The 12,510-nt window shown below is 68.8% G+C and carries 9 protein-coding genes; 2 read left to right on the top strand and 7 right to left on the bottom strand.

Features of this window, described 5'->3' with window-relative positions; all coding sequences use genetic code 11:
• Positions 1-76: 76 nt before the first annotated feature.
• The 5 genes from rodA to GHC57_RS11580 all read right to left on the bottom strand — a co-directional run bounded on the left by rodA (position 77) and on the right by GHC57_RS11580 (position 5,794).
• Positions 77-1,240 (bottom strand): rod shape-determining protein RodA, encoded by a 1,164-nt coding sequence (gene rodA, locus GHC57_RS11560; protein ID WP_153344354.1) that lies wholly within the window; start codon positions 1,238-1,240, stop codon positions 77-79.
• Positions 1,237-3,231: a penicillin-binding protein 2 gene (gene mrdA / locus GHC57_RS11565; protein WP_153344356.1), complete on the bottom strand. Its 1,995-nt coding sequence runs from the start codon at positions 3,229-3,231 to the stop codon at positions 1,237-1,239. The genes rodA and mrdA overlap by 4 nt, the downstream gene beginning before the upstream one ends.
• A 12-nt stretch (positions 3,232-3,243) precedes the next feature.
• A complete protein-coding gene (gene mreD / locus GHC57_RS11570) occupies positions 3,244-3,759 on the bottom strand; it encodes a rod shape-determining protein MreD (RefSeq protein ID WP_153344358.1) in 516 nt (171 codons plus the stop codon).
• A 6-nt stretch (positions 3,760-3,765) separates the two neighbouring features.
• Positions 3,766-4,638, bottom strand: a complete 873-nt coding sequence (mreC, locus tag GHC57_RS11575) for a rod shape-determining protein MreC (RefSeq protein ID WP_153344360.1) — start codon at positions 4,636-4,638, stop codon at positions 3,766-3,768.
• A gap of 115 nt (positions 4,639-4,753) precedes the next feature.
• Positions 4,754-5,794, bottom strand: a complete 1,041-nt coding sequence (locus GHC57_RS11580) for a rod shape-determining protein (protein ID WP_153344362.1) — start codon at positions 5,792-5,794, stop codon at positions 4,754-4,756.
• Positions 5,795-6,352: 558 nt separating this feature from the next.
• On the opposite strand from GHC57_RS11580, the gene GHC57_RS11585 reads away from it, so the two are divergent.
• Entirely contained in the window at positions 6,353-8,425 is a 2,073-nt protein-coding gene (locus GHC57_RS11585) for a methyl-accepting chemotaxis protein (protein WP_153344364.1), read from the top strand.
• Positions 8,426-8,853: 428 nt separating this feature from the next.
• Complete coding sequence (locus GHC57_RS11590; protein WP_170294847.1) at positions 8,854-9,909, top strand: AI-2E family transporter; 1,056 nt, start codon at positions 8,854-8,856, stop codon at positions 9,907-9,909.
• A gap of 408 nt (positions 9,910-10,317) precedes the next feature.
• On the opposite strand, the gene GHC57_RS11595 is transcribed toward GHC57_RS11590, so the two are convergent.
• Together GHC57_RS11595 and GHC57_RS11600 are read right to left on the bottom strand one after the other, a co-directional pair.
• Complete coding sequence (locus GHC57_RS11595; protein WP_281354718.1) at positions 10,318-10,950, bottom strand: DUF3833 domain-containing protein; 633 nt, start codon at positions 10,948-10,950, stop codon at positions 10,318-10,320.
• On the bottom strand, positions 10,947-12,293 hold the full coding sequence (locus tag GHC57_RS11600) for an MFS transporter (RefSeq protein WP_153344368.1): 1,347 nt from the start codon (positions 12,291-12,293) through the stop codon (positions 10,947-10,949). The genes GHC57_RS11595 and GHC57_RS11600 overlap by 4 nt, the downstream gene beginning before the upstream one ends.
• Positions 12,294-12,510: the final 217 nt, after the last annotated feature.

The raw sequence follows: 12,510 nt of genomic DNA on the forward strand, positions 1-12,510 counted from the left end.
GCGCCGGTGCAGTCGCACCGGCCGCCCGGCCTATGAAGTCACTTCATAGGCCCGGCGGTATCACATCCGCCGGGGATCACCCGTCGTCGTAGGCGCCGCGCCGGCCGATCTGCACGTCCCGGTGGACCCACACGCTCATCAACAGGCCGAAGGCGATCATCAGCGTCAGCATGGCCGTGCCGCCGTAGGAGACGAACGGCAGCGGCACGCCCACGACCGGGATCAGGCCCATCACCATGGCGATGTTGATGAAGACGTACAGGAAGAACGTCACGATCATCCCGATCGCCACCAGCCGGCCGAAGTGGTTGCGCGCACGCAGCGCGATGGCCAGCCCGTAGGCCAGCACCAGCACGTAGAGGAACAGCAGGCCCATGCCCGCGAGCATGCCGAATTCCTCGGCCAGCATGACGAAGATGAAGTCGGTCTGCTTCTCGGGCAGGAAGTTGAGGTGGCTCTGGGTCCCCTGCAGGAATCCCTTGCCGGTCAGCCCGCCCGAGCCCAGCGCGATCTTGGACTGAAGGATGTGGTAGCCGGCCCCGAGCGGATCGCGTTCGGGGTTGATGAACGTCAGCACCCGGTTCTTCTGGTAGTCGTGCAGGAACTGCCAGGCCACGGGGATCGTTCCCAGGCCGGCGACGACCACCAGTCCGAACAGCCACAGCCGCACCCCGGCGGCGAAGAACAGCACGCCGCCCCCCGCCAGCAGCATGAGCGCGGTGCCCAGGTCCGGTTGTTTGAGCACCAGGGCCACCGGCGCCAGCGCCAGCAGCGCCGGCACGATCAGGAACAGCGGTCGGCCCACGTCCTGCAGATCCGCGCCGTGGAAGAAGCGGGCGAGAGCCAGCACCAGCGTGACCTTCATCAACTCGGACGGCTGCAACTGGACCACGCCCAGGTCGATCCAGCGTTGGGCTCCCATGCCGATGGTGCCCTTCACCTCGACGGCCACCAGCAGCACGAAGGCGAGCGCATAGAGCCAGTAGGCGTAGCGCATCCACTGGCGGATATCGATCATGGCGATCACCACCAGCAGCACCAGCCCGACGCCGAAACGCATGATGTGGCGCGACGCCCAGGGATCCATGCTGCCGTTGGCGGCGGAATACAGCATGATGACGCCGATGCCGGTCAGCGCGCCGATGAGCAGGATCAGGGACCAGCTCATCTGCCACAGCTTCTCGCCCAGCGTCATCTCGCCCCGCCGCATGCGGGAGGTCATCAGCCCGTCGCCGATCATTCGCCGGTCCCTCCCGGGGGTGTGCCGCCGTCGGTCCCGCCGTCGGTTCCGCCTTCGACGCTGGCCACGGCGGATCCGCCGGTGCGGGTGGCCCGCTCGGCGGGTGTCTCGGGCGGGCGCTCCTGGATGGCGGCCACGTCTTCCGGCGCGCGGCGGCGCGACGGGTCCAGGCGCAGGGTTTCCATCATCACGTCATGGGCGATGGGCGCGGCGAACCGGGACCCGCCGCCGGCGTGCTCGACAATCACCGAGATCGCATAGCGCGGCGCCTCCGACGGGGCGTAGCAGACGAACAGCGCGTGGTCGCGGAACTTCCACGGCAGGTCCTCGTTCTTGCGCACGCCCGCCTGGCGTTCCTGCATGGTGATGCGGCGCACCTGCGAGGTGCCGGTCTTGCCGGCCATGGTCGCCCCGTCCACGTCGATGGCCGCGCCGCGCGCCGTGCCCCGGTTGCCGTTGACCACCCGCCACATGGCGTGCTTGACCGCCGCCATGGCCGAACTGCTGATGCCCAGGCTCTCGAACGCGGGCGTCGGCTGTTCGACAAGCTGGCCGTCCACGATGGCCTGGCGCGACAGGGTGGGGCGGACGGCCAGGCCGTCGTTGGCGATGCGCGCCGTCATCACGGCCAGTTGCAGCGGCGTGGCCAGCACGTAGCCCTGGCCGATGCTGGCCACCAGGGTTTCGCCCTGCACCCAGGGCTGGCCCAGAGTCGCCGACTTCCACGCCTTGGTGGGGATCAGGCCCGAGGCCTCGCCCGGCAGTTCGATGTCCAGGGGCGCGCCCAGCCCCATGCGGGTGGCCATGTCGGCGATGCGCTCGATGCCGATGCGGCGTGAGACCTCGTAGAAGTACACGTCGCACGACTGCTCGATGGCCGAGGTCATGTTCATGTGACCGTGGCCCCAGCGCTTCCAGCAGTGGAAGCGGTGGTTGCCCAGCCGCAGGTGTCCGGGGCAGTAGACGGTCTGTTCGGCGTTGACGATGCCGCTTTCCAGCGCCGCCAGGGCGACCACCATCTTGAACGTGGAGCCGGGCGCGTACTGCCCCGCCAGCGCCTTGTTGCGCAGCGGCGCACGCGGGTTGTTGGCCAGCTCGCCCCATTCCTTGTTGCTCAGCCCGCGCGCGAAGGCATTGGGGTCGTAGGCCGGCATGGAGGCCATGGCCAGCAGCTCGCCGGTGTGCACGTCCATGACCACACAGGCCGCGCTGTCGTCGCCCAGGCGGCGCGAGGCATAGTCCTGCAGCCGCATGTCCAGGGTGAGTTGGACCTCGTGGCCGGGCTCGCCGTCCTCGCGGCGCAGTTCGCGGATGCGGCGCCCGACGGCGTTCACCTCCACCTGCTTGGCCCCGCTGGTGCCGCGCAGGGGCAGGTCATAGACCTTCTCGATGCCCGCCTTGCCGATGCGGAAGTCCGGCAGTTGCAACAGCGGGTCGTCGCCGGCGTCGATATCCTCTTCGGACACGGCGGCCACATACCCCAGAAGATGCGAGGCGAGGTCGGCATAGGGGTAGTCGCGGGTCAGGCCCTCGTCGATGGTCACGCCGGGCAGGTCGGGGATGTTGACCTGGATGGTGGCCATCTGCTCCCAGGTCAGGTTTTCGCGCACCGTGACGGGCACGAAGCTGCGCCGGCGCTTGATCTCCTTGATGACGCGCTGGCGGTCGTAGTCGGTCAGCGGCACCAGGGTGCCGAAGGTGTCCAGGGTCTGTTCCAGGTCCTTGGTGCGCTCGGCGATGACCTGGGCGCGGAAGTTCTGGCGGTTGACGGCCAGGGGGATGCCGTGCCGATCGACGATCGGCCCGCGCGGCGGCGAGATCAACTGCATGTTGATGCGGTTTTCCTCGGCCAGGGTGCGGTACTTTTCCGCCTCCATGACCTGCAGGAAATACATGCGGCCGCCCAGCAGCGTGAACAGCAGCGCCTTGCCGCCGGCCAACAGCACGACCCGGCGGGTGAAGACCTTGGATCGATCTCCGTCCTTCTGCATGGCGGCGGGTCCTCAGGACTCCTTGGTCAACAGGAAGTGCGTGCGCGCGAAACCCCAGGCCAGGATCGGATACAGCAGCAGCGTCAGGCCGTAGCTGGCGGCCAGCGCCCCCGGGGCCACCACGTACCCCGTCAGGACCGCCACGGCCAGCGCCTTCAGCAGGGTCGCTCCCAGCGCCACCAGGGCCAGCGCCCACCAGGTAATCAGGAACGGCTTGCCCACGAAAAACCGATACTGGGTCAACACCACATACTGGGTCAGCATCAGCACCAGCGAGGTGACCCCCAGGGGTGTACTCATCAGGATATCCGTCAGGATGCCCAGCAGGAAGCCGCCCAGATAGCCCATCAGGTCGGGCCGATGCACCGCCCAGTAATACACGCACAGCAGCCCGATCATGGGGCCGGCCCGCAGGAACCCCGGCGTGGTCATGGGGGCCACGGCCACCAGCACCAGGACCACCGACAGCACGAACGGCACCAGCCGCCGCACGGTCTGCACCAGGGACTGCCACAGGGTCGGCCGCATCGGCGCCTACCGCCCGCCCAGGGCGACGCCGGGCCCGGGGTCGGGCACGATGCCCTCGATGCCGTAGTCCAGGATCCGGACCAGATCGAGCCGTCCTTCCTCGATCAGCAGTTCCACCCGGATATGGCCATCGTCCACCGAGGCCACCACCCCCACCGGGATATCCGGCGGGAAGGCCCCGGCCGTGCCGGACGTCACGATGCGGTCGCCCGGGGAAATCCCCGTCTTGGCCTTCATGAACGCCAGTTCCGGGCGGTTGTCGTTGGTGCCCATCAGGATGGCGCGGGCGCGGCTTTCCTCCATGATGACCGGCACGCGAGAGTTGATGTCGGTCAGCAGGAGCACCCGGCTGGAACGCCCCCCCACCTCGGTCAGGCGGCCCACCAGACCCTCGGCGGCGACCACCACCTGTCCCTTGCGGGCGCCGTCGCGGGTGCCGGCCGTGACCAGCAGGCTGCGCGCGAACACCCCGCCGGTGTCGGCGACCACGCGCGCGGTGATGTGGTTCGGCGCGGGTTCGGGCACCAGGTTGGCCAGCTCGCGCAGGCGCTGATTCTCCACCTGAAGCTCGCGCGCGACGGTCTGCCAGCGCAGCAGGCCGCGGTTCTCCTCGCGCAGGCGGGCGTTCTCCTCGCGGATGGCGGCCAGTTCGCGGATGTTGTTCATGACCGCGCCGACGCTGGCGGCGGGCTTGGACATGATCTCCAGCACCGGCGTCAGGGCGTCGATCACGGTGCTGGAGATGCGCGAGATCAACACGGTATCGGCCTTGCCCAGCAGCATCAGGCCGAACGCCGCCGCCACCAGCACGCCGAAGGCGAGCCGGTGCAGGGCCACCTTCATGGCCCCGAATCGGGACATCTGGCCGTTGGGCTGCATCGCGGGCTGCCTCGTTACCGGCACACGCTGTTGGGTCGCGGTCGCTTCGACCGCCCACGACGGACCCGGCCCGGCGGCACGGATCGCGACGCGGGGCCCTCCGGCGGCGGCGGACCTAGTACATGGTCGTCAGGACGTTGCGCAGCTTCTTCATTTCCTCAAGCGCGCGGCCCGTCCCCAGGGCGACGCAGGACAGCGGATCGTCGGCGATGGACACCGGCAGGCCGGTGGACATGCGCAGCACGAAATCCAGGTTGCTGAGCAGGGCGCCGCCCCCGGTCAACACGATCCCCTTGTCCACGATGTCGGCGGCCAGTTCGGGGGCGGTGTGCTCCAGCGCCACCTTGACCGCCTCGACGATCGACGACACGGGCTCGCCCAGGCTGTCGGCGATCTGCGCTTCGCTGATGACCAGTTCCTTGGGCACGCCGTTCATCAGGTCGCGGCCCTTGATCTCGATGGTGCGGCCCGGGCCCTCCGCGGGGGCGCAGGCGCTGCCGATGTCCTTCTTGATGCGCTCGGCCGAGCCCTCGCCGACCAGAAGGTTATGGTTGCGGCGGATGTAGGCGATGATGGCCTCGTCCATCTTGTCGCCGCCGACCCGCACGGAGCGCGCATAGACGATGCCGCCCAGCGAGAGCACCGCGACCTCGGTGGTGCCGCCGCCGATGTCCACGACCATCGAGCCGGTCGGTTCGGTCACCGGCAGGCCGGCGCCGATGGCGGCGGCCATGGGTTCCTCGATCAGATAGACGCGGCGCGCCCCGGCGGCCTCGGCGCTTTCCTGGATGGCGCGGCGCTCGACGGCGGTGGAGCCGGAGGGCACGCAGATGATGACCATCGGGCTGGCGAAGCTGCGCCGGTTGTGCACCTTGCGGATGAAGTGCTTGATCATCTCCTCGGCCACCTCGAAGTCGGCGATGACGCCGTCCCGAAGCGGGCGGATGGCCTGGATGTTGCCGGGCGTGCGGCCGAGCATCTGTTTGGCCTCGTCACCCACGGCCAGGACCTGCTTGCGGCCCTTGTGCTCGGCGATGGCGACGACCGAGGGTTCATTGAGGACGATGCCGCGTCCCTTCACATAGACGAGGGTGTTGGCGGTACCCAAGTCGATGGCCATGTCGGCGGACAGCCATCCCGTCATCCTGGAAAACATGTGTCCTCACTCACCCCGCGTCTCGCGTTCCCCTGCGACGGTCCTTCGCTTCCCGGTCCGCCTGGTGCCGGGCGCACCCGCTCTCGCGGGTTCGGCTCATGGCAGAGCCGCCGGTCCGTTCCGCCTGCGGCCCTGCCGCGCGCCCGTGTCGTGATATGCCCGATGCGGGCGCGTCCTGTCCACGCCTTATCCGGGGCGTCATCCCGATCAGGGGGCCCGCAAACGACTGAGGCGCAACACCCCTCGCCCCCCGGATCAAGAAACGTTCCCGGACGGATGTCAATCGTCGGCTCGGCCATGGGGACATTTTACGCGGTGTTTCATGAACGAAGTGTCAACCGTTCCGTCAGAGAGTGTCGCAGGGAGTCGGGTCGCGGGACACGGCGACGGCCGCGCCGGTGGCCTGTTCGGCTGGTGGCAGGATCACAAATCGCCGGGTTTTAAATTGTGGTCGGATCGGGTGCCGCCTATACTCCGCCCCGCCAGAAGGTAGCAAGACAAAGAATTGCCTTAATTGCGACGGAACAGCAACATAGTGGTAACAGAAGGTGCCCTCCCATGATGTCCGGTCTCTCGTTGTCCTGGCGCATTGCGCTTCAGTTTTCCATCGTCACGATCGTCGTGTTCGGTGTGTTCTTTTATGTGATTTCAAGTCAGCAGGCGTCCTACTCCGAGGATGTCGGCCGGGAGGCGCTGGGCGAGAACGCCGCCAAGATCGCCGCCACGGTGACGGCCGTGGTGGGCGAGGCCACGGAATCGGCCGTGACCATGGCCTCGGCCCTGGCCGGCCTGCGGGACGCCGGGGTGACGGACCGGACCGCCTACGCCAAGGTGGTGGAGCAGACCATCGACGCGCACCCGCAGTTCGTGGGCGGCGGCCTGGGCATCGAGCCGGATGTTCTGGGACCGGACACGGAGGCCGCCGGCCAGGGCTACAGCGACGACGGCGGCCGGCTGGTGCCCTACTTCTATCACGATGGCGGCACCGTCACCTGGGAGCCGCTGCTCATGGGCGAGGGCAGCGGGTCGGAGGCGTGGTACGACCTGCCCATCCAGCGCCGCGCCCTGGTGCTGACCGACACGTATGACTACGAGATCGCCGGCGAAAGCGTGCTGATGACTACCGCCGCCGCGCCCATCCTGGACGACGGCCGCGCCATCGGCGTCGCCACGGTGGATCTGGCGCTCGACGACCTGCAGGCCCGCATTGGCCAGATCGCCGTGTTCAAGACCGGGTTCGGCGGGCTGCTCAGCGGCACGGGGGCATGGGTCTCCCACGCCGACAACGCCCGCCTGAACACGTCGATCATCGGCCAGGACGAGGCCATCGCGCAGGCCCACGCCGCCGCGCTGCGCGGACGGACGACCGTGGGCGCCACCGTCATCGACGGTCAGGACGTCATGTTCGCCGCCGCGCCGGTCACGTTCGAGCGGGCGGGTGCGACCTGGGTCGCGTTCGCCGCCGCGCCCACGGCGGAGATCCTGGCTGCGTCCCGCGCGCTGCAATGGACCATGGCGGGAATCGGCCTCGGGTTCCTGGCCCTGATGGTGCTGGTGTTGTGGCTGATCGGCCGCTCCATCGCCGGCCCGATCGTGGCCCTGACCGGCGTGACCACACGCATCGCCGACGGCCACCACGGCGAGACGGTGCCCGCCGTGACGCGGAAGGACGAGATCGGCGCCCTGGCGCGCTCGGTCGAGGTGTTCCGCCGCACCGTCATCCAGATGGACGAGCTGAAGGCCGAGCAGGTCCAGGCCGCCGAGCGCCACGACGCCGAGAAGCGCGAGGCCATCCGCCTTCTGGTCACCCAGTTCGAGGACAGCGTGGCCGCCGCCATGTCCTCCGTGCAGGCGTCCTCCAAGGAAATGCACGGGGCGGCGGAACGCATGGCGTCCATCGCCGACACCACCCGCGCCCGGTCCTCCGCCGTCGTGTCGGACGCCGACGAGGCCTCGCGCAACGCCGGCACGGTCGCGGCCGCCGCCGAACAGCTCGGCCATTCGGTCTCCGAGATCAGCCGCCAGATGACCTACCAGACCCAGGCGGCCGACGAGGCGGGCACGGCCGCCGCCGCCAGCGACGGCCAGATCAAGGGCCTGGCCGAAAGCGTCGAGTCGATCGGCACCGTGGTCAATCTCATCACCGACATCGCCGACCAGACCAACCTGCTGGCGCTGAATGCGACCATCGAGGCGGCGCGCGCCGGGGACGCCGGCAAGGGCTTCGCCGTGGTCGCCAACGAGGTCAAGACGCTGGCCACCCAGACCAGCAAGGCCACGGACCAGATCGCGACCCAGATCAAGGGCGTGCAGGACCGCACGGGGACGGCCGTCACCTCCATCGCCGACATCAACAGTCGGATCGAGCGGATCAAGGAGGTCTCGTCCTCCGTGGCCGCCGCCATCGAGCAGCAGAGCGCCGCCACCGAGGAGATCAACCGCAACACACATCAGGCGAGCACCGGCATCCAGACCGTCTCGGCCGCCATCGCCGAGATGGCCGGCGCGCTGTCCGACCTGGGCGAGACCGCCGGCGCCGTGCTGGACGCCGCCGACCGCCTGACGGGCGAGGCCGATACCCTCTCCGACCGTGTGGCCGCGTTCATGCGGGACCTGGATCAGCGCTCCTGATCCGCGTTCCGGTCCATCGCCGGGCCGCGCACGGGGGCGGCAGGGCTCCGAACCCGGATTGCCGTTCTGTGCACGGTTGTGGGAAACCCGCCTCACGAGGTCCTTCGGTCGCCCCCGGCGACGCGTTGCGTCGCCGCAAAGGAGCGCGACCATCGGACCGATGGTCGCGGGGGCTCCCTCAGCATGACAATTTTTTATAGAAGTCGTCATCCTGAGCGCCCTAAGAGCGCGAAGGATCTCGTGACAAGGCCCCAACGATGAAACCCGGTCATCTGGAATCCAAGCCCTGACAGGGGCGGCGCGGGGATGGATCGTGAACCAGGAATGGGGTACAGGCGTTCTGATCCCGCTTGCCTCGACCCGGGGGCGCGCATGCCGGGGCGGGAGGGGCCCTCCCGGCGGACGGGATCAGACGGAGGATGACGGGAATGGAACGCCTCGCCCTGCTGCGGTCCATCACGGCGGTGCTCTGGTTCGGCGCGGCGGTGCTGATCGGCTCCGTGCTGGTGCTGGGCGAGGACGTCCTGGTGCCGGTCGCGATCGCGGTGATCGTCTGGTATCTCATCAATGCCCTGGCCGAGGGCATCGCCAGTATTCCCGAGGTCGGTTCGCGTCTGCCCGGCTGGGTCCACATGGCGCTGGCGCTGGCGGTCATCTCGCTGCTGCTGGTGCTGTTCGGCCGCATGGCCAGCGAGAACATCTCGGAAGTCACCAAGGCCGCGCCGGTGTACCAGGAGAACCTGCGCACGCTTGTCCACGACGCCACGGAACTGGCGGGAATCAGGGGGCCGATCGATCTGGAAGACTTCGTCGGGCAGATCAGTCTGGCCGATGCGGTCCCCCAGGTGGCCAGCGCCGTCTCGTCGCTGGTGGGACAGGCGGGGCTGATCCTGGTCTACACCCTGTTCCTGCTGGTCGAGCAGCGCCGCTTCGGCGCCAAGCTGCAGGCGCTCTTCCCCGACCCGGAGCGTGAACGCTGGGTGCGCGGCGTGCTCAGTCGCATCCAGCTCGACATCAAGACCTATGTCTGGATCAAGACCCTGACCAGCGTCCTGACCGGCGCGGTCAGCTACGGGGTGCTTGTGGCGGTGGGCGTGGACTACGCGCCGTTCTGGGCCGTGGTCATCTTCCTGTTGAACTACATCCCGACCATCGGGTCGTTGCTTGGCGTGGCGTTCCCGGTTCTGCTGGCGCTGGTGCAGTTCCCGACACCCATCCCGGCGCTGGTCGTGGCCGGGGTGCTGGGATCCGTGCAATTCACCATCGGCAACATTCTTGAGCCGCGCCTGATGGGGCGCTCGCTGAACCTCAGCCCGCTGGTGGTGATCCTGTCCCTGGTGGTGTGGGGCAACATCTGGGGCGTCGTGGGCATGTTCCTGTGCGTGCCGCTGACCGGGATCATCATGATCGTGATGTCCTACATCCCGGCCACCCGTCCGATCGCCATCCTGCTGTCCAGCGACGGCAAGGTGCGGCATGACTGAGACCGGCTGACGATGAGGATGACTCCTTCGCACAGGGTCGCTGCACCGAACCGTCAGGATGGGTCTTTGTTGTTTTCGCCGCAGCGCCCCTTTGGGGCGCGCGGCTCCGCCACCCCGGCTGCCCATGGGCGGCCACCTAAGGAATGGCGCCCCGATGCGGCGCCGAGAGGGCGCCGGCCCCGTCGGCCGGTATCGCATATCGCAAAGGGTCCCACGGACAGGCTTTCCGCATGCCGGACGGGGCTTGCAGCCCCGTCCGGACCGTTTCGCCCGATGGATGGGGATGAAAATGGTCCGGGCGGGAGTCCAACGCCCGTCCGGCATCATGGCTGGTGAGGGGCAAGGACTCACACACGCGCCGGGTCTGGACGCCGCCCTTGCCCCTCCCCCTTCAGGACGTCGCCGCGCTCAGGACGGCGCGTCGGTGGCGGCGGCGGGCGGCGCGTTGCGCGGAGTCTTGGTGAAGAACAGGGTCACGGTGCCCAGCTCGAAGCCCCATCGGGTGACCGTGGCGCGGTTGATGAGCACGTCGCCCGGCTGCAGCCACATCCAGTCGTTGAAGTGGACCTTCCAGGTGCTGTCGCCCACCTTCAGGTTCATGTCGTAGGACCAGTTGAGCGCGTTGCCGGCGATGGTGCCGTTGGCCACGCCGATGATGTCGTCGGCCCGGCCTTCGTAGGTGTTCTCGCCCGTCCTGGTGATGCGCCACACCCGGCGGTCCTTCTCGCCGTCGGCATAGTCGAAGTGCTCGTCGAGCGTCAGGGTCGTGCCGTCCCAGGTGCCGTCGATCTCGACCTGGAACTGGCGGCGCAGGTTCCCGAATCGGTCCACGAAGATGCCCCAGGCATAGGTCTTGCCGGGGAAGTACTCTTCCAGCACCAGCTTGGGTTCGGCGTCGGCGAAATCGTCGGGTTTCATGTTTCCACACCCCGTCAGTGTCGTGGCGGTGACCAGCAGCAGGCTCAGCGCGAGCAGGCCGCCGAGGCGGTGTCTCCAGGAGCGGCGCCGCTGCGGAGCGCGCGCCGGGCTTCCGTTCATCATGAGGGCTCCCCTCCCAACCGGGTCAGACGTTTGCGAATGATGGCCTGACGGCGCCGGGTCATGGGGTGGTTCCAGACCAGCGCCAGCACGCCCAGCTTCAGGACCACCGGGGCCAGCGCGTACAGCCCCGCCAGGGTCGCCAGGGCCATCGGTGTGTTGGTGCCCACCGCCGCGTCGGCCTTGAACCCCACCCAATCCAGGATCGGGAACGCCAGACCGACGGCCAGGGCCAGCGCGCCCTTGGTGCCCATGCCCCACAGGGCGAAGAAGATGCCTTCGCGACGCTGGCCGGTGCGCAGGGCGTCCAGGTCGATCACATCGGCCTGCATGGCCGGCGGCAACACCAGATCGGCGCCCAACGCCGCCCCGGTCAGCACGCAGATCACCAGGAACGGCCAGACGTCCCCCGGCCCCAGCGCGGGCACCCAGACGAAGCTGAGGCAGGCCAGCACCATGGCGGCGGCCCAGGCCCGGTGCTTGCTCCAGGCGCGGCTGAGCGCCAGCCATCCCGGTATGGCTACGACCGCCGCCACGAAGTAGATCAGGATGAGGCGATCCCGCGTGGCGTCATCCACGCCCAGCCCGTGCGCCAGGTAGAGCGGGAACAGCGCCGCCGGCAGGCCGCTGGCCATGCCGTTGAGCACCCAGGCGGCCAGAAGGCGCGTGAACGGCCGGTTGCGCAGCACGCCCTTCGCCTGCTGCCAGACCGAGCCCAGGTTGCGGCGCGGCCCGGCCGGCAACGGCACCTCCGGCACCTTGGCCAGAAGCAGCACGATGGCCGGCAGCCCCAGCACCACGGCGGCGCCGGCGACCATGCCCAGGCCGGCGCCCTCGCTCAGGCCGAGCATCGTCGCCAGCACCGGCATGGCGCCCGCGACCAGGATGCCCACGATCATCAGGCCCTCGCGCCAGCCGGTGATGCGGGAGCGCTCGTTGTAGTCGCCCGAGAGCTCCGCCCCCCAGGCGGTGTAGGGCACGCTGATGAGCGTCCAGCCCACATAGAGCACGATGCTCCAGACCAGCAGGTGCCCGAGGCCGGCGTCGTCCGGCGGCAGGAACAGCATCAGCAGCGCCGGCCCGGCCAGCAGCCCGCCGAGCGCGATCCACGGCTTGCGCCGGCCCCAGCGGGTGCGCAGGCGGTCGCTCAACAGGCCCACCAGCGGATCCGTGATGCCGTCGATCAGGCGCGCGCCCAGCAGCACCGCCCCGACAGCGGCGAGCCCCAGCCCCAGCGTGTCCGCGTACAGCGTGGGCAGGAACACGAACACCGGGATGGTGGGCATGGCCAGGGCCAGCCCGGGCAGGCCGTACAGGATCAGGCGGCGGCGGTTCGCTGCCGTCATGCGGGCCTCCGAACTGGGATAACCGGGGTATCATGGGTCGTGTCGTCTCCCGAGATCCTTCGCCGCCTTTGGCGGCTCAGGATTGTCTGTTTGATTTGTGGCATTGTGGAGATGCCGGGTTGCGGGGCCCCGGGTGGCCACCCGGGGCCCCGCACCGGATCGTGTGATCGTCTCAGGATGGGGTCTTTGCCCGTTGTCATCGTGATCCGCGATCCGG

It is taken from the genome of Roseospira navarrensis, from assembly GCF_009601025.1.
GTDB lineage: Bacteria > Pseudomonadota > Alphaproteobacteria > Rhodospirillales > Rhodospirillaceae > Rhodospira > Rhodospira navarrensis.